Annotated in this window: 14 protein-coding genes and 1 riboswitch; of the genes, 8 read left to right on the top strand and 6 right to left on the bottom strand. The window is 69.7% G+C overall.

Going from position 1 to position 18,445, the window contains the following annotated elements; translation table 11 throughout:
- The first annotated feature begins 238 nt into the window (after window positions 1-238).
- From ACFZDJ_RS16195 to ACFZDJ_RS16160, 8 genes are all read left to right on the top strand, one after another.
- Entirely contained in the window at window positions 239-520 is a 282-nt protein-coding gene (locus tag ACFZDJ_RS16195; RefSeq protein WP_390932241.1) for a DUF3311 domain-containing protein, read from the top strand.
- Complete coding sequence (gene mctP, locus ACFZDJ_RS16190) at window positions 517-2,127, top strand: monocarboxylate uptake permease MctP (protein WP_384911447.1); 1,611 nt, start codon at window positions 517-519, stop codon at window positions 2,125-2,127. Before ACFZDJ_RS16195 ends, mctP begins: the two co-directional genes overlap by 4 nt.
- Before the next feature lie 279 nt (window positions 2,128-2,406).
- Window positions 2,407-2,913, top strand: coding sequence for a GNAT family N-acetyltransferase (locus tag ACFZDJ_RS16185; RefSeq protein WP_390932243.1), 507 nt, complete (start codon window positions 2,407-2,409; stop codon window positions 2,911-2,913).
- Between the two features lie 77 nt (window positions 2,914-2,990).
- A riboswitch (cobalamin riboswitch) is annotated at window positions 2,991-3,083 on the top strand.
- Window positions 3,084-3,224: 141 nt separating this feature from the next.
- The gene (locus tag ACFZDJ_RS16180; protein WP_391059583.1) at window positions 3,225-5,636 is read left to right on the top strand and encodes a ribonucleoside-diphosphate reductase subunit alpha; all 2,412 of its coding nucleotides are present in this window, start codon (window positions 3,225-3,227) and stop codon (window positions 5,634-5,636) included.
- On the top strand, window positions 5,636-6,649 hold the full coding sequence (locus tag ACFZDJ_RS16175; RefSeq protein ID WP_390932247.1) for a ribonucleotide-diphosphate reductase subunit beta: 1,014 nt from the start codon (window positions 5,636-5,638) through the stop codon (window positions 6,647-6,649). Before ACFZDJ_RS16180 ends, ACFZDJ_RS16175 begins: the two co-directional genes overlap by 1 nt.
- A gap of 389 nt (window positions 6,650-7,038) precedes the next feature.
- On the top strand, window positions 7,039-9,120 hold the full coding sequence (locus tag ACFZDJ_RS16170) for a putative Ig domain-containing protein (RefSeq protein WP_390932249.1): 2,082 nt from the start codon (window positions 7,039-7,041) through the stop codon (window positions 9,118-9,120).
- 107 nt (window positions 9,121-9,227) lie between these two features.
- A complete protein-coding gene (locus tag ACFZDJ_RS16165; protein WP_168511046.1) occupies window positions 9,228-9,686 on the top strand; it encodes a hypothetical protein in 459 nt (152 codons plus the stop codon).
- Between the two features lie 217 nt (window positions 9,687-9,903).
- Complete coding sequence (locus tag ACFZDJ_RS16160) at window positions 9,904-10,866, top strand: helix-turn-helix domain-containing protein (RefSeq protein WP_391059580.1); 963 nt, start codon at window positions 9,904-9,906, stop codon at window positions 10,864-10,866.
- A 47-nt stretch (window positions 10,867-10,913) separates the two neighbouring features.
- Here the strand turns inward: ACFZDJ_RS16160 and ACFZDJ_RS16155 are convergent, their stop codons facing one another.
- The 6 genes from ACFZDJ_RS16155 to ACFZDJ_RS16130 form a co-directional block, all read right to left on the bottom strand.
- The gene (locus ACFZDJ_RS16155) at window positions 10,914-12,284 is read right to left on the bottom strand and encodes a cytochrome P450 (protein WP_384911462.1); all 1,371 of its coding nucleotides are present in this window, start codon (window positions 12,282-12,284) and stop codon (window positions 10,914-10,916) included.
- The gene (gene cyc1, locus ACFZDJ_RS16150; protein WP_391059838.1) at window positions 12,281-13,366 is read right to left on the bottom strand and encodes an epi-isozizaene synthase; all 1,086 of its coding nucleotides are present in this window, start codon (window positions 13,364-13,366) and stop codon (window positions 12,281-12,283) included. Before cyc1 ends, ACFZDJ_RS16155 begins: the two co-directional genes overlap by 4 nt.
- Window positions 13,367-13,715: 349 nt before the next feature.
- Window positions 13,716-14,366 carry a peptide deformylase gene (gene def / locus ACFZDJ_RS16145; RefSeq protein WP_168511040.1) on the bottom strand — a complete coding sequence of 217 codons (651 nt, stop codon included), beginning with the start codon at window positions 14,364-14,366 and terminating at the stop codon, window positions 13,716-13,718.
- 139 nt (window positions 14,367-14,505) lie between these two features.
- On the bottom strand, window positions 14,506-15,486 hold the full coding sequence (locus ACFZDJ_RS16140; protein ID WP_168511038.1) for a hypothetical protein: 981 nt from the start codon (window positions 15,484-15,486) through the stop codon (window positions 14,506-14,508).
- Window positions 15,487-15,639: 153 nt separating this feature from the next.
- Entirely contained in the window at window positions 15,640-16,920 is a 1,281-nt protein-coding gene (locus ACFZDJ_RS16135; RefSeq protein ID WP_390932253.1) for an HD domain-containing protein, read from the bottom strand.
- On the bottom strand, window positions 16,917-18,431 hold the full coding sequence (locus ACFZDJ_RS16130; protein WP_391059576.1) for an HD domain-containing phosphohydrolase: 1,515 nt from the start codon (window positions 18,429-18,431) through the stop codon (window positions 16,917-16,919). Before ACFZDJ_RS16130 ends, ACFZDJ_RS16135 begins: the two co-directional genes overlap by 4 nt.
- Window positions 18,432-18,445 lie beyond the last annotated feature (14 nt).

The following is an 18,445-nucleotide window of genomic DNA, read 5'->3' as shown; positions in this document are numbered from 1 at the left end:
TTGGTGTATGCGCTTGATCACGAATGATGTGCGCGACCACGAACCGATTGCCCGGCTCTGCCGGGAACGTGGGCCCGTCCCCGCACACGATGGTTCGAACCACCGTCATCCAGGCCCTCGTCGCGCCGATCAGCCCTGTGCGAACGGATATGCGGGCGAGGGGTTCCGCTGGGCTGACACCGTCGCCTAGATTGCCTGCGCATTGCACAGGTGAACAGCGAGGAGACGGAGCCGCCGTATGTCAGACGTGTCAGACGTTTCAGACGCGCCGAAGGTCGAACCGCCGGTGGTGACACCGATCCGGGTGGTCATAGCCCTGTGCCTGATCGCCCCGTTCGTGGCGATGCTGTGGGTCGGCTCCTACGCCAAGACCGACCCGGCGTTCATCGGCATCCCGTTCTTCTACTGGTACCAGATGCTGTGGGTGCTCGTCTCCACGGCGCTCACCGTGACCGCGTACCAGCTGTGGCAGCGTGACCAGCGCGCCCGCACCTCCCAGGGCGGGGGTGCGGCGAAGTGAAGGACGGTGTGAACGGCGTCGCGCTCGGCGTCTTCATCTTCTTCTTCCTGGCCGTCACGGTCATGGGCTTCCTGGCCGCGCGCTGGCGCAGGCCGGACGACGAGCACAGCCTCGACGAATGGGGCCTGGGCGGACGGTCGTTCGGCACCTGGGTCACCTGGTTCCTGCTCGGCGGCGACCTCTACACGGCGTACACCTTCGTCGCCGTACCGGCGGCGATCTACGCGGCGGGCGCGGCCGGCTTCTTCGCCGTTCCGTACACGATCCTCGTCTACCCGCTGATCTTCACGTTCCTCCCCCGCCTGTGGTCCGTCTCCCACAAGCACGGGTACGTGACGACCTCCGACTTCGTGCGCGGGCGCTTCGGTTCGAAGGGCCTGTCCCTCGCCGTGGCCGTGACCGGCATCCTCGCCACCATGCCGTACATCGCGCTCCAGCTGGTCGGCATCCAGGCCGTCCTGGACGTGATGGGCGTGGGCGGCGGCGAGAACACGAACTGGTTCGTGAAGGACCTTCCGCTCCTCATCGCGTTCGGCGTGCTGGCCGCGTACACCTACTCCTCGGGGTTGCGGGCGCCCGCCCTGATCGCGTTCGTGAAGGACACCCTGATCTACATAGTGATCGCGGTGGCCATCATCTACATACCGATCAAGCTGGGCGGGTTCGACGAGATCTTCAAGGCGGCGAGCGACAAGTACACGGCGGCGGGGGCCGGCGGGCTCGTGCCCGCCCAAGCGGGCCAGTGGACGTACGCCACGCTCGCGCTCGGGTCGGCGCTCGCGCTGTTCATGTACCCGCACTCGATCACGGCGACGCTCTCCAGCCGCAGCCGTGAGGTGATCCGCCGCAACACCACGATCCTTCCTCTCTACTCCCTGATGCTGGGGCTGCTCGCCCTCCTCGGGTTCATGGCGATCGCGGCCGGCGTCAAGGTCACCAACGGCCAGCTCGCCATCCCCCAGCTCTTCGAGAACATGTTCCCGGACTGGTTCGCGGGCGTGGCCTTCGCGGCGATCGGCATCGGAGCGCTCGTGCCGGCGGCCATCATGTCCATCGCGGCCGCGAACCTCTTCACCCGCAACATCTACAAGGACTTCATCAAGCCGGACGCGACCCCGCAGCAGGAGACCAGGGTCTCCAAGCTGGTGTCACTGCTGGTGAAGGTGGGCGCGCTGGTCTTCGTCCTGACGATGGACAAGACCGTCGCGATCAACTTCCAGCTCCTGGGCGGCATCTGGATCCTGCAGACCTTCCCGGCGCTGGTCGGTGGCCTGTTCACCCGCTGGTTCCACCGCTGGGCGCTGCTCGGGGGCTGGGCGGTGGGCATGCTGTACGGCACGCTCGCCGCGTACGGGGTCGCCTCTCCCACCCAGAAGCACTTCGGCGGCAGTTCGAAGGAGATCCCGGGCATCGGGGAGATCGGCTACATCGGTCTGACGGCCTTCGTCCTGAACGCCGTGGTCAGCGTCGTCCTCACCTTCGCCCTGCGCGCCTTCAACGCGCCCGACGGCGTCGACGAGACGTCTCCGGAGGACTACACGGTGGACGCGGGCGACCCGGGCGTCGAGACGGAACTTCCCCCGGCCACGGCCGGTTCCGCCCACTGAGCCCGGGGGGCTCCGCCCCCGACCCCCGGTGGATGCGTTGGCTGCGGGTGGGTGGGGGCTGGTCGCGCAGTTCCTCGCGCCCCTAAAAGCCTCCAGCCGCCCAGCGTGTGAGAACGAGGCCGATGAGGCACAGGGGCGCAGCCCCGTGCCCCAGGGGCGCGGGGAACTGGCGCCAAGCCCCCACCCACCCGCAGTCGAAGAACCGCGCGAACAACCCCCACGGGCCGTCGGACGAAAATCCGGCGGCCCGTTCCCGCACCCTGTTGCACACTCACCGGCATGGACCCCCGCATCAGACACGCGCACCCCCACGAATACGACCGCATCGGCGAGATCACCGCACAGGCCTACCTCGGCGACGGCCTGCTCGACTTCGGGGAGAGCGACGAGTACCTCGGCGAACTGCGGGACGTGGCCAAACGGGCCGCCGCCGCGGAAGTACTCGTCGCCGTGGACCACGGCCACATCCTCGGCGCCGTGACCTTCGTACCGCGCGGCGGCCCCATGGCCGACATAGCCCGCCCCGGCGAAGCCGAGATCCGTATGCTCGCCGTCGCACGCGAGTCCCGCGGCCGAGGTGCCGGCGAGACCCTCGTCCGCGCCTGCGTCGACCACGCACGCGCCACCGCCGGCTGTGTACGCGTCGTGCTCTCCACCCAGCGCACCATGCACGCCGCCCACCGCATCTACGAACGCCTCGGCTTCACCCGCACCCCCGACCGCGACTGGAACCCGCTCCCGGACCTCGACGACATCACTCTCCTCACCTACGAGTTGACACTCTGAAACCGGCAGGACACAACATCTGGTGGTGTCACTGCAGCCCGGCACAAGATGTATGCTCATGCTCGCTGTCGCCGCAGGGGAATCCGGTGCAAATCCGGAACTGTCCCGCAACGGTGTACTTGTACGTGTTCGCACATCCGCGCCCATGTACTCGCGTCAGTCCGAGGACCTGCCGACAGCGCGCCCGGCCATCCGGCCCGGGTGCATGACGTCCGGGCCTCGCGGAATGGGCCGGTGGACGCGACGCCGTGTGCGCTCGTGAGCTGCCCTGCCCTCCGCCAGGCCCCGTGCCTAGCGAGGGAGAGCCCCAAGTGACCATCGCGCCAGCCGACCCGGCTTCAGCTACCGCTTTCGCGCAGCAGAAGCAGGAGCCGCAGCGGAAGCAGGCCCCGGTGGAGACGGACGGTCCCGGTACCACGCTGCTGCGTACCCTGACCGACCTCACCGCCGACCTCCCCGACGCCGACCCCGGCCGGGTCGCCGCCGCCACGCTGCGCGGCCGTTCCGCGCGCGCGGACGACACGGAGCTGCGCGAGCTGGCCACCGAGGCGGCCGCGGGCCTCATCTCCGAGGACCCCGTCTACTCCCGGCTGGCGGCCAGGCTGCTGACGATCAGCATCGCGGCGGAGGCCGCCTCGCAGGGCGTCACGGCCTTCTCCGAGTCGATCGCCACGGGTCACCGCGAAGGCCTGATCGCCGACCGTACGGCGGAGTTCGTCCGGCTGCACACGGCCCGGCTGGACGCGCTGATCGACACCGACGGCGACGACCGCTTCGGCTACTTCGGCCTGCGCACCCTGCACAGCCGCTATCTGCTCCGGCACCCGATCACCCGCAAGGTCATCGAGACGCCCCAGCACTTCATGCTGCGCGTGGCGTCGGGCCTGGCCGAGGACGACACGAGCCGGGCCCTGGACGAGGTCGCGGCGCTCTACGGGCTCATGAGCCGCCTCGACTACCTCCCCTCCTCCCCCACGCTGTTCAACTCCGGTACGCGGCATCCGCAGATGTCGTCCTGCTACCTCCTCGACTCCCCGCTGGACGAGCTGGACTCCATCTACGACCGCTACCACCAGGTGGCCCGACTCTCGAAGCACGCGGGTGGCATCGGTCTTTCGTACTCCCGGATCCGTTCGCGCGGTTCGCTGATCCGCGGTACGAACGGGCACTCCAACGGGATCGTCCCGTTCCTGAAGACCCTCGACGCCTCGGTCGCCGCCGTGAACCAGGGCGGCCGGCGCAAGGGCGCGGCCGCGGTCTACCTGGAGACCTGGCACTCCGACATCGAGGAGTTCCTGGAGCTGCGCGACAACACCGGTGAGGACGCCCGCCGTACGCACAACCTGAACCTCGCGCACTGGATCCCGGACGAGTTCATGCGCCGGGTCGACGCCGACGGGCAGTGGTCCCTCTTCTCGCCCTCCGACGTGCCCGAGCTGGTCGACCTGTGGGGCGACGAGTTCGACGCCGCGTACCGCAGGGCGGAGGCGGCCGGTCTCGCCAAGAAGACCATCCCGGCCCGTGACCTCTACGGCCGCATGATGCGTACCCTCGCGCAGACCGGCAACGGCTGGATGACCTTCAAGGACGCCGCCAACCGCACCGCCAACCAGACGGCGGAGCCGGGCCACACCGTCCACTCCTCGAACCTGTGCACCGAGATCCTGGAGGTCACGGACGACGGGGAGACGGCGGTCTGCAACCTCGGCTCGGTCAACCTCGGCGCCTTCGTCGTCGACGGGGACATCGACTGGGAGCGGCTGGACGAGACGGTCCGCACCGCCGTCACCTTCCTCGACCGTGTCGTCGACATCAACTTCTACCCGACCGAGCAGGCCGGCCGGTCGAACGCGAAGTGGCGGCCCGTCGGCCTCGGCGCGATGGGGCTCCAGGACGTCTTCTTCAAGCTGCGCCTGCCCTTCGACTCGCCCCGGGCCCGCGAGCTCTCCACCCGGATCGCCGAGCGGATCATGCTCGCCGCGTACGAGGCCTCGGCCGACCTCGCGGAGCGCAGCGGCCCGCTCCCGGCCTGGGAGAAGACCCGTACGGCCCGTGGCGTCCTGCACCCCGACCACTACGGCGTGGAGCTGACCTGGCCGGAACGCTGGGCGGCGCTGCGGGAACGTATCGCCGCGGTCGGCATGCGCAACTCCCTCCTCCTCGCCATCGCGCCCACCGCCACCATCGCGTCCATCGCGGGCGTGTACGAGTGCATCGAGCCGCAGGTGTCCAACCTGTTCAAGCGCGAGACGCTCTCCGGTGAGTTCCTCCAGGTCAACTCCTACCTGGTGAACGAGCTGAAGAACCTCGGTGTGTGGGACGCGCAGACCCGGGAGGCGCTGCGCGAGTCCAACGGTTCGGTGCAGGGCTTCACCTGGGTCCCGCAGGACGTCCGCGATCTGTACCGCACGGCCTGGGAGATCCCGCAGCGCGGCCTGATCGACATGGCCGCGGCCCGCACCCCGTTCCTGGACCAGGCCCAGTCCCTGAACCTCTTCCTGGAGACGCCGACCATCGGCAAGCTCTCCTCGATGTACGCGTACGCCTGGAAGTCGGGCCTGAAGACGACGTACTACCTGCGCTCCCGCCCGGCGACCCGTATCGCCCGCGCCGCCCAGGCACAGGCCCAGCCCGAGAAGACCATCCCCGTGCAGGCGATCCCCGACGAGGACGCCGTCGCCTGCTCCCTTGAGAACCCCGAGTCCTGCGAGGCCTGCCAGTAATGAGCTCCACCGAAAAGAACCTGCTCGACCCGGGCTTCGAACTCACGCTCCGCCCCATGCGTTACCCGGACTTCTACGAGCGCTACCGGGACGCCATCAAGAACACCTGGACCGTGGAGGAGGTCGACCTCCACTCGGACGTGGCCGACCTCGCGAAGCTCTCGCAGGGCGAGCAGCACATGATCGGCCGGCTGGTCGCGTTCTTCGCGACGGGCGACTCGATCGTGTCGAACAACCTCGTGCTGACCCTCTACAAGCACATCAACTCCCCCGAGGCGCGCCTGTATCTGTCCAGGCAGCTGTTCGAGGAAGCGGTCCACGTCCAGTTCTATCTGACCCTGCTGGACACCTACCTCCCCGACCCGCAGGACCGCGCCGCCGCCTTCGACGCCGTCGAGAGCATCCCCTCGATCCGCGAGAAGGCAGAGTTCTGCTTCAAGTGGATGGACTCGGTGGAGAAGCTGGACCGTCTGGAGACCAAGGCGGACCGGCGTCGCTTCCTGCTCAACCTCATCTGCTTCGCCGCGTGCATCGAGGGCCTCTTCTTCTACGGCGCCTTCGCGTACGTCTACTGGTTCCGCAGCCGGGGTCTGCTGCACGGTCTCGCCACCGGCACCAACTGGGTGTTCCGCGACGAGACGATGCACATGTCCTTCGCCTTCGAGGTGGTGGACACCGTGCGCAAGGAGGAGCCGGAGCTCTTCGACGACGAGCTCCAGCAGCAGGTCACGGACATGCTGAGGGAGGCCGTCGAGGCCGAGCTGCAGTTCGCGCGCGACCTGTGCGGTGAGGGCCTGCCGGGCATGAACACCGACTCGATGCGCCAGTACCTGGAGTGCGTGGCCGACCAGCGTCTCCAGCGCCTCGGCTTCGCCCCGGTGTACGGCTCCGAGAACCCCTTCTCCTTCATGGAGCTCCAGGGCGTCCAGGAGCTGACCAACTTCTTCGAGCGCCGCCCCTCGGCGTACCAGGTGGCGGTGGAGGGCTCGGTCGGCTTCGACGAGGACTTCTGACGGACGAGGACTTCCGGCTGTACGAGGACTTCTGACGGTACGACACCGGTGATGCCGGGCCGCATGTCGCGGCCCGGCATCACCGCGTCTCGTCCATGGGCCGTCCATGCTCCGTCCATGGACCCCCTATGGGGCGGCAAAGTTCTTCGGGCGTGGCTATCCGGGCGTCATCGGCCCCGGCTAGGTTCTGGCCGTCCTGACATGTCACGTACAGCGGCATGACGGGACGCTGAATTGGCATGCCCATGGCACATCCGCACCTTTCTCACGCTACGCGCGTCACGGGCCTGCCACGCAACGCCGAGAACCCCCACTTCCGGCTGTGGAGCCGTGCGCGGCCCTACCCCGGCCCGCGCGGCACCGGCCTCAAACCGATGGAGGCAGCACCCATGCGTGAGACACCCCCCAGCAGGCCCGCCCGGCGACTGCGAAGACTTCTCACCGCCGCCGCGCCCGCCCTCGCCCTCACGGTCGCCGGACTCATGGCGGCCCCGGCCGCGAACGCGCAGCCGGCGCCGACCACCGCCAAGCCCTCCCGGGCCGCCCAGAACGCGAAGGCCCTGACCGCCCCTGCCGCGCAGGCCGTGCACGCCACGGGCAAGGCGGGCCAGAAGGTGCCGACCACACACCTGTGCGGCGCCCCGACGGCCGGTCACGCGGCCTGTTTCGCGCAGCGCCGCACCGACATCAAGCAGAAGCTGGCCGCCGCGATCTCACCGAACGCCGCCGCCGCGGTGTCCGGCCTGAGCCCGGCGAACCTGCACAGCGCCTACAACCTGCCCTCCACCGGCGGCTCCGGCCTGACCGTCGCCGTGGTCGACGCGTACAACGACCCCAACGCGGAGTCGGACCTCGCGACCTACCGTTCGCAGTTCGGCCTGTCGGCCTGCACCAAGGCCAACGGCTGCTTCAAGCAGGTCAGCCAGACCGGCTCGACCAGCTCCCTGCCGACCAACGACACCGGCTGGGCGGGTGAGGAAGCGCTCGACATCGACATGGTGAGCGCGGTCTGCCCGAACTGCAACATCGTTCTCGTCGAGGCCAACTCGGCCACCGACTCCGACCTCGGCATCGCCGAGAACGAGGCCGTGGCGCTGGGCGCGAAGTTCGTCTCCAACAGCTGGGGCGGCTCCGAGTCCTCCGCGCAGACCAGCGAGGACACCTCGTACTTCAAGCACCCGGGCGTCGCCATCACCGTCTCCTCCGGTGACTCCGCCTACGGCGCCGAGTACCCGGCCACGTCCCAGTACGTGACCGCCGTCGGCGGCACCGCCCTGTCCACCAGCTCCAACAGCCGCGGCTGGACCGAGTCCGTGTGGAAGACCAGCAGCACCGAGGGCACCGGCTCCGGCTGCTCCGCCTACGACGCGAAGCCGAGCTGGCAGACCGACACCGGCTGCTCCAAGCGCATGGAGGCAGACGTCTCCGCGGTCGCCGACCCCGCCACCGGCGTGGCCGTCTACGACACCTACGGCGGCTCCGGCTGGGCGGTCTACGGCGGTACGAGTGCCTCCTCGCCGATCATCGCGGGTGTGTACGCCCTCGCGGGCACGCCGGGCTCCAGCGACTACCCGGCGAAGTACCCGTACTCCCACACCTCCAACCTGTACGACGTGACCAGCGGCAACAACGGCTCCTGCTCGCCCTCGTACTTCTGCACCGCGGCCACCGGCTACGACGGCCCGACCGGCTGGGGCACCCCGAACGGCACCACCGCCTTCACCTCGGGCACCAGCACCGGCAACACGGTGACCGTCACCAACCCGGGCAGCCAGTCCACCACCACCGGCGGTTCGGTCAGCCTGCAGATCTCGGCCAGCGACAGCGCGGGCGCGACCCTCACCTACAGCGCGAGCGGTCTGCCGACCGGCCTGTCGATCAACAGCTCCACCGGTCTGATCTCCGGCACCGCGAGCACGGCGGGTACCTACAGCGTCACCGTCTCCGCCTCCGACAGCACCGGCGCCTCCGGCTCCGCCTCCTTCACCTGGACCGTCAGCACCTCCGGCGGCGGCACCTGCACCTCGGCGCAGCTGCTCGGCAACCCGGGCTTCGAGTCGGGCAACACCACCTGGAGCGCCAGCAGTGGCGTCATCACCAACTCCAGCAGTGAGGCCGCGCACGCCGGTTCGTACAAGGCCTGGCTGGACGGCTACGGCTCGACGCACACCGACACGCTCTCCCAGTCGGTGACGATCCCGTCCGGCTGCAAGGCCAGCTTCACCTTCTACCTGCACATCGACACCGCGGAGACCACCACCAGCAGCCAGTACGACAAGCTGACGGTCACCGCCGGATCGACCACCCTGGCGACGTACTCGAACCTCAACGCCGCCTCCGGCTACAGCCAGAAGACCTTCGACCTGTCCTCGTTCGCCGGGTCCACCGTCACCCTGAAGTTCAGCGGTGTCGAGGACTCCTCGCTCCAGACCAGCTTCGTCGTGGACGACACCGCCGTCACGACCAGCTGACCAGTGGGGCCCTGGCCGGCGTCGCGGCCAGGGCCCTGTGTCCCTGTGTCCCTGTGTGGATCCTGATGCGGGGGTGGCACGTCCAAGCGACAAGGAGGTGCCACCCCATGCGCCGTACGACCCACCATCGGATCCTCGCCCTCACGGCCCTGACGCTGCTCCTCGCGGGCTGCGGCACACAGGGCGGCGGTGACGCGGGCGGCAGCCGCACCGTGTCGCCGTCCCCCACGACGAGCCACCAGAGCTGCGACACGGCTCCCGCGGAGCTCGGCGCCGCCGACACCGGCCACACGTACTGCCTCGCGGCCGGCGGCGTACTCCGCCTCACCCTGGACGGCACCACCAGTCGGCCGTGGACCCCTGTCAAGGTCAGCGGCGCCGGGCTAGAGGCCACCAACAGCGGCGTCGTCCTCCAGGCGGGCGACGCGAGCTCCGCCTTCAAGGCGGTCTCGGCGGGAACCGCCCACCTCACCTCGTCCCGGCCGCTCTGCGCGACCGCCCCGGGCAAGGTGTCGTGCAAGGGCATTCAGGAGTGGACGGTCACGGTGCTGGTCACGAAGTCCTAGCTGACGGTCGATGCGCCGCTCGTGGGCCGCGCCGATCAGCGCGGGCAGGGCCAGGACCACGAAGATCGCGAGGACGGTCAGGATTCCGGCGGTGGTGTCCGAGTTGTCGATGAGCATCTTCATGAACACCACTGTCGTACCGCTCGCTCCTCAGCGTCAGTGGCAGGACTGCCGTAGACCCTCGATTTCCTGCCACTGACGAGGCACACTGGCGGACATGCTGAAAAACGTGGCCGCGGTCCTGCTCGACGGTGTGCACCCCTTCGAACTCGGGGTCGTCTGCGAGGTGTTCGGCATCGACCGCAGCGACGACGGCCTGCCCGTCTACGACTTCGCGGTCGCCTCCGCCGAGGGCCCGACCCTGACCACCCACGCGGGGTTCTCGCTGACCACCGAGCACGGCCTGGAGCGCCTGGAGAGCGCCGACCTCATCGCTCTCCCCGCCGGGAACTCCTATGTGTCCCGGTCCTATCCGCCCGAACTGCTCGACGCCCTGCACCGCGCCACGGACCGCGGCGCCCGGGTGCTCAGCGTCTGCTCCGGCGTCTTCGTGCTCGGCGCGGCCGGGCTCCTCGACGGGCGGCGCTGCGCCGTGCACTGGCACCACGCCGAGGAGCTCACCCGGCAGTACCCGAAGGCGATCGTCGAACCGGACGTGCTGTACGTGGACGAGGACCCGGTGATCACCTCGGCCGGCACCGCCGCCGGAATCGACGCCTGTCTGCACATCGTCCGCAAGGAACAGGGCCCCGAGGTCGCCAACGCCATCGCCCGCCGCATGGTGGTGCCCCCGCACCGGGACGGCGGGCAGGCCCAGTACATCGAGCGCCCGCTGCCCCGCTCCACCTGCGACACGGTCGGCGAGGTACTGGTGTGGATGGAGCGCCACCTCGACCGGGAGGTGACCGTCGACCAGCTCGCGGCCCGCGCCCACATGTCCCCGCGCACCTTCGCACGCCGCTTCCAGCAGGAGACCGGCACCACCCCCTACCGCTGGATCCTGCGCCAAAGGGTGCTGCTGGCACAGGAGTTGCTGGAGGCGTCGGACGAGACGATGGACGCGATCGCGGGCCGCACCGGGTTCGGCACCGCGGCCGCGCTGCGCCACCAGTTCGTCCGAAGCCTGGGGACGACCCCGCAGGCCTACCGGCGCACGTTCAGGGGCCCGCGGGCTGCCTGAACGCGCACCGGTACGGACACCGGGTCACCGCGGACGACACCGCGCGGTCACCGCGGCAGGGCCCTCAGCAGCAGCCGGTGCGGACGCAGGGTGATGCCGACGCGGGTCGCGTCATTGGACTCGGAGACCTGCTCGAACCGCCACCGGGACGCCACCGTCGCCGTGATCAGGCTCAGCTGCGCCATCGAGAAGTGGTCGCTCGGGCACTTCCGGTTGCCCACGCTGAAGGGGCTCATGGCGTACTTAGGGACGTCCTTGGCACGTTCCGGAAGCCAGCGGTCGGGGTCGAAATCCAGATGCCCGTCGTACGAGCGCGGATCACGCTGGATGGCGAACGGGCTGTAGACGATGTCGGCACCGGCCGGAATCCGATAGCCGCCGAGTTCGGTTTCGGTCACCGCCCGCCGGGTCAAAATCCATACGGCGGGGCGCAGCCGCATCGACTCGACGACGACATTGTTGGTGTACGACAGCTTCCGGACGTCGTCGAATGCGACGGGTCGGTCCCCTACGACGGATTTGACCTCCTCGGCCACCCGTGCGGCGTGTTCCGGGTGTTCGGTGAGTACTTGCAGCAGCCACATGATCGTGGAGGCCACGGTTTCGCTGCCGGGCGTGAGTATCGCTACGACTTGGTCGTGGATCTCCTGTTCGCCGATCGGCTCGCCGTTCTCGTCCTTCGCTTCCAGCAATGCCGTCAGCAAATCGTCCGGCTTTTGACCGGATGCGCGGCGCTCGGCGACGATCTCGTCGACGAGGAGATGCAAATCGGCCAATGCGCGGTCGAATTTGCGGTTGGCCGGAAGCGGCAGCCGATAGAGCGGGCCCGCCGGGATCACCATGCGCCGGTACATGCCGCGGAACACGGTGGCGAGCGCGATGCTCAGGCGCTCGGCGCGCTCGTCCATGAACTCGCCGCGCAGCAGACAGCGGGCCGCGATGCGCACGGCGACGCGGAACGACTCGGAGGTGCAGTCGACGGGCTCGCCCGACCCCATGCGCTCGGCGAGCGCCCGCGCCTCCTCCTCCATGATCGGTCCGTACTCGGGGATGATGTCGAGCCGGAACGCCGGCTGGATGGTGCGGCGCTGGCGACGGTGCCTGGGCCCGTTGGCGGTGGCGACGCCCTCCTTGCCGAGCAGGCCTTCCAGGGACTCCCAGAGAGGTCCGTCGATCTTGAAGTCGGTGCTGAGCGCCATCGCTCCGGTGAGGGCCGGCGAGGTGAGCGCGTACACCGTCTTGGGGCCCAGCTTGAGCCGTACGACGTCGCCGTGGTCGCGGAGCCGGGCGAGGAAGCCCAGCGGGTCACGGACCAGTTTCCAGCCGTGGCCCAGGACCGGCAGGCCGCCTCCGGCGAGAGGTGGAACGGGCAGCTGCGGTGGCGCGGGTTGCGCGGGCTTCACTGACTCGACGGTCATGACTCACCTGCCGCTTCGTTGTTGACGTACGGGGGTGTGGAGCGGTCGTCCCAGCTGTCGACGGTGTACCGGCCGGACTCGTGGTGGAACCAGTACACGGAGCTGAACCAGTTCCGCATATTGCCGAGGCACGCTTTCACGGCGAGGCTCAATTCCTTGCCGTGCACGGTGCCGTCCGCGAGGGTGTCGGCGAACCGGTTGAGGTCCTTTTCCGCGTCGAGGAATTCGGCGACGCATTCCTCGATCCGCCGCCGGATGTCCTGGACCGCTTCTTCGAGTGTCAGCCCCTCGTGGCGGATGAGGCTGATTCCGAGATTATGGACCTCGTCGCCCGCGATTTCTTTCGGGAGTGAACAGAGGTCGTTGTACCAGGCGGCGAATTCCTGACTCAGCAGAGCCGCCCGGCGATATGCGGAATTGTTCCGCACGGCAGTGGGAAGTTCACTGCCAGCACTCGGCTCCAGAAGGTCGGTCCAGATCCAGTGCGCGAAGGTGAGCCGCCGCAGTTCCAGATATTCCTCGACCGTGGGCACGGTGACGTTGACACGGTTGCGGAATTCCCGGTCGTACGCCTCGATCACCGCGTGGAAATGCCGGGAGAAGCGTGCGTTCCACTTCTTGGTCAGGAACGAGTACAGGCGCACCGTGCTGTCCGCGAACCCCGCGACCAGGGGATCCTGGTGGTGCAGATACTCCCTCGGGGAGTCGAGAGCCGCGTGCAGCTGGAACCTGAGCCTCCGCCAGGCGCCGGGCCTGCCGTGGACGACATCACGGTCGTGGCGGTCGTCCCAGACGAAGAACCACGCGCTGTAGTCGGCTATCGCCTGCATGACCTCGTCGGGGGCGCCAATGTAGTAGCCCGCCATGAGGTCCGTATAGCAAAGGCCGTCGGCATATTCGTCGACCTTGTCCGCCGGCATGAGACGTTTTTCCCTCAGCCACGAACGTGTGTTCTCTTGGAGCCTCGGCCAATACGGGTGCAGTTGGCGGGGAAACGCGGACTCGATCACCGGGAGAGAGAGCGCCGGTGGAACCGCGACCACGGTCGGTGTCGATGAAGTGCCGTGTGAGAATGCATGCACGAACAAACCCCTCTCAGCCGCCAGTTGACGCTGCGCCCCTCCCGCTGTGCCGGGCGTGCGCCGTTGCGTATCCCCGCACTTCCCATTCAGCACCACAACTGACCGTTCTGGGAACGGATTTGCTTCACTCACTACCCCACAGTGCTGAGAATGTCCCCTTGCGTGACCGAATATGGATCACTAGAGGAGCACAAGGGATCGAACGTGCGACGCACATGCGAGCGGCGTCTGGTCAGGGGATTCCCCCTGACCAGACGCCGCTCGGGCAGGCCCGCCAGTGCGTGCGAGCCCCAACTGTCCTACCGCGACTCAGTCGTTCAAGTCGCCCACCAGATCCTGTCCCGGTGTCCTAGTCGTTCGCGACGATCGGGTAGCGGGGCTCGTTCTCGGCCATCTGCCGCAGGGCCTCCTTGCGCTCGCGCTTGGAGAGCCGGTCGATGTAGAGGTAGCCGTACAGGTGGTCGGTCTCGTGCTGGAGGCAGCGCGCGAAGTAGCCGGTGCCGCGCACCTTGATCGGGTTGCCCTTCTCGTCCTGCCCGGTGACCTCCGCGTAGTCGGGGCGGGCCAGCGGCGCGTACGCGGTCGGCACGGAGAGGCAGCCCTCGTTGCTGTCGTCGAGGCGGCGCTGCTCGGCGGGCAGTTCGACGAGGACGGGGTTGCAGACGACACCGACGTGCCGCTTGCCCTCGTCGTCCTGGCAGTCGTAGACGAAGACCTTCAGATCGACGCCGATCTGGTTGGCCGCCAGGCCCACGCCCTCGGCGGTGCGCTGGCTGGCGAACATGTCGGCGATCAGCTCGTCGAGCTCGGGCCCGAACTCGGTGACGTCCTTGCACTCCTTGTGCAGCACCGGGTTGCCGACGACCGTGATCGGCCGCGAGGTACCGCGCTCACGGTAGGCCGCCTCACGCTCCTCACCGTCCTCGGTGTCGATGACGAAGCCCTCGTCGTCCACGGGGAGCACTCCAGAGTGCTGCTGCTCGGTGTCCTGCTGCGCCATGACCGACGTACGCCTTCCTCGAAACCAGGGGTGTGGTGCTCATACAGGGTACGGGGGTGGCGCCTCGCGAGGGCGCGGGACTGTGTTGATCTGCGGCTCCGCCACGTGGGCGCGACAAGCCCCCGCCGGCCGACGGCGCTCAGCACACCTCTTCGAGATCCCGCCAGTCCCGGGAGTCGGGGCTGTCCGCGACCCACCCGTCCAGCAACCCCCTGACCAGCGAAGCCGGCGCAGCGAGACCGCACTCCCGCTCCGGCACCCACAGCTGCCCGTCGGTGCGGTGACCGAGCGGTCCGGGATGCCCGGGCTCGCTGTGGTCGTGCGGGTCGAGGTGCTCACCGTCGCCCTCGTCGGACGGCATCCGCGACTCGGAACACATCCGGCACAGCAGCCGTACGGACGAGGACCAGTCCTCCGCTGCGAAGCCGGCGTCCGCCGCGAGCTGCTCCAGGGCGTCCCGGTCCTCCTCGGTGGCGGCCTCCAGGAGAACCACCCAGGTGGGTACCGGTGAGGGCGCCCACAGCTCGATCTCGTCGAAGACGGGATAGGCGTGCCCGGCGGCGGTCGTCCGCTCCCCGTGCGGGACACCGTCGTGCAGGACGACCTCGCCCCAGCGCCGTCCCGAGGACGGCAGCGGAATGGACAGGACCTCCACCCGGGCCGGATCGAGCCTGCGCCCCCACACGACCTCGGCCTCGCCCTCCGGCGACAGCCGTACGGCCGCACTGCCGAGGTCCATGCCCACCGGTTCCCCGGAGACGGCGGCCCCGCCGGGCACCCGCAGCCCGTACGCCTGCCAGGCGCGGCGGGCCAGCGGCCAGTCCTGCAGGGCGGTGGCGGCGATCCCGACGTTCCACCAGTCGGGGGCGCCCGTCTCCCGGTCGAGGAGTGCGACGGCCCTGAGGCCCGCGGCCCGTGCCTGCTCCCAGTCGTGCCGGAACTTGTGCAGCAGGGCCAGGTTGAACCAGGACTCCGACAGCCAGGGCTCCAGGTCCGCGGCGCGCGTCAGCAGCGCTCCCGCGTCCTCGTACCGGCCGTCGCCGATCAGCGTGAACGCGCGATCGGTGGCCTGCCGCCATGAGGCGGAGGGCCGGTGCCGTCCCTTGCCGAAGATCCTCACGATTCCCGCCTGCCAGTTCCTTGCGTGTCCCGCCTGCCGGTCCCTTGAAGAGTTTCTTGAAGACAGCGCAGCCCCGGGCTGGCCCGTGCCCCCGAACACCCTCTTCCTCGCATCCAACCACGGACCGTTGGACGGGCGCTCATTACCCATGGGTTACCCAGCCTGGGGCAGGGTAAGGCTGCCCCGCAACAGGACCCTGGCCAGCGACTCCACGACCTCGGGCTGATAGTCGCGGGCGGTGGCCAGGCGCAGCTTCTCCAGGGCGGTGAGGGGCCCGCCCGGGCCTGCTTCCCTGGCCATCTCCTCGTACGCGTTGACGGCCCGCACGATCCGTGCCGTGACCGGCTGCTCCCGGTACGGATCGGCCTGCCGCTCCACGACCACGGCGACCTCGGCGTCCACGCCGGTCTGGCGTACGACGGCACCGCCGAGGAGGGCGATGCGCCGCTGCTCGTCGGCGGAGAGCGCTGAGGTGGCTCCGGCGGGCACCGGGTCGACGAGGCTGAGCTGTCCGATGTCGTGCATGAGGGCCGCGTACTCCAGGATGGTCAGATCGGGCTCGGACAGCCCCAGCTCACGGCCGACGGCCCGGCTGAGCGCGGCGACCCGCCGGGCGTGCCCGGCGGGGGTGTACCCGGCGATCTCGGTGGCCCGCGCGAGTGAGGCGATCGTCTGCCGATAGGTGACGCGCACGGCGGCGAACCGCCGGACCGAGAGCTGGGTGAGCAGCAGGGGCAGCGAGAACACGGGCAGCGCCCACAGCCCGACGACCGCCACCGCGAGCGACATCACGGCCCCGGTCGCGCAGACCGCCGACCCGATGCCGAGCGTGGCCCGCAGCTCGTCCCGCAGCAGCGGTCCGAAGGGCCAGCGGGTCCGGGCGTGCGCCATCGCCGCCGCGAGCACGGCGTCGCACAGCGCGGTGAGCACCAGCAGGGAGACCAGCAGGAGGGCGTAGGAGGGACCGCTCCAGCCCGTCAACCTTCCCTGGTTGTAGAGGGGTTGGAAGCAGACGGCGGCGAAGGCGACGGTGAGGACGCGCCGGGTGAGGTGGTCGGCGGTGGGCCCGCGACCGCGGGCGACGTGCGGTACGCAGCCGATGAGGGCCGCGGCCACGACGACCGCGACGATCTCGAGGACGCCGTGCTCGGCGCGGTGTCCGGCGTTCTCGCCGAGCAGCGCGTACGCGAGGGCTCCGGCGGCGGCGAGGGGCGCCGCCTCCCGCTCCTCGGCCCCGCTCCAGCGGGTCAGCTCCCCCACGGCGATGAGGATCCCGAAGGCGAGCGCGACACCTCGTTCCTCGAGACCGTGCCAGAAGACGACGGCCAGCGAGACGACCGCGAGGAGCAGGGCGACCGCGTGAACGAGGGTGAGGGTGACCGGGGCTCGCCCGACGATCCCGTACCCGGGAATCTCCACCCCGACGGCACTCATGACCGCCCCCGCCCGACGACGCCGCTCGACGGAGGGTCGCCCCCCGTCGGCTCCCGGTCCGCGCCGGTCGACGGCCCGTCGGCGCCCATCGAGCAGCCGTCCGTACTCGCCGAGGACCCGGTTTTGTCTGTCGGGTTCCCCTCTGTCCGACTGGAAACGGGTGATGGGGGTCCCCCCTGTTCGAGCGAAGTCGAGAACTCGGGGGAGGGCGGGCAAACCCCCGCGGTCACCGCAGGATGCCACCCGTGTCGGTCCAGCGCTCGCACCAGGGCCCGTACCATCCCCGGATCGAACTGCGCCCCGGCACACCGTTCCAGTTCCTCCAGCGCCACCCGCACCGGCCGGGCCCGCCGGTAGGACCGGGTCGACGTCATCGCGTCGAACGCGTCGGCGACGGCCACCACGCGTGCGAACTCCGGGATCTGGCGCCCCACCAGCCCGTACGGGTACCCGCTCCCGTCGATCCGCTCATGGTGGTGCAGGATCGCCGACCGCGCCTCCCCGAGGAAGCCGATGCCGCGCACCATCTCGTGCCCGTACTCGGGATGCAGCTCGATGATCCGCCGTTCCTCCGGCGTCAGCGGCCCGTCCTTGCGCAGGAGCCGGGTGGGCACGCCCAGTTTCCCCACGTCGTGCAGGATCCCGGCGAACCGCAGTACTTCGACGCGCTCGTCGTCCATGCCCAGCTCACGGGCGATCATCATGGACGCCTGCCCGACCCGCTCACTGTGCCCGCGCGTGTACCCGTCCTTGATGTCGACGGCCTGCACGAGGGCCCGGATGGTGGCCTGGTGGGCGGCCCGCTCCCGGTGGTACTGGGCGAACGCCCAGCAGGACACGTACATCGGCAGCAGGACGAGCAGCGCGGCGACGGGACCGTACGGACTGCGCCACAGCACCGCCATCATCAGCCCGGCGAGCCCGTGCACGGCGACGGAGGCGAGGGAGCGCGAGAAGAGCCCGCGCCAGGCGCCCCGCACCGGCACCCGCTCGGCGAGCGCCAGGATCCCGCCGTCGAGGGCGGTCAGCACCACGCAGAAGGTGAGCACCGCGGCCCCGGCGGGCACGAGCGCGTGGGGGAAGTGGGGCCGGGCTACCGCGTCCCGGCCGCCCAGCGCCCAGTGCACCCGGGACGCCGCCCAGACCGCGACGGCGAGCTGGGCCGCGCGCCAGACCCGGCGCAGCCACCGCGGCCGCTGTTCGACACGGGCGAGCAGCGCGCCCGGCAGCGCCACGAGCGCGGCGGCCGACGGTGGCAGCAGAAAGGCCCCGGCGAGCAGCACGGGCAGGAAGGTGCCCAGCCCTCTGGGCGCGCCCCGCTCGGCGACGCGGGCGGCGGCACCCTTGGGGCCCTGCGGGAAGGGGATGCGCTCGCAGCCGGCGTACAGCGCGGCCAGCAGGGCGACGATCCACCAGGGTGCGTGAACGGCGGGCAGCGGAGCCAGGCAGGCCAGGGCGGCGGCGACGACACAGACGACGTAGAAACGGGCCCACGTCGGAATCGACCCCATCGCCTCGTTCCCTC

The organism is Streptomyces sp. NPDC007896 (assembly GCF_042959425.1).
Lineage (GTDB): Bacteria > Actinomycetota > Actinomycetes > Streptomycetales > Streptomycetaceae > Streptomyces.
Note: the sequence above shows the minus strand (reverse complement) of the source record. Positions and strands in the feature narration are given on the sequence as shown.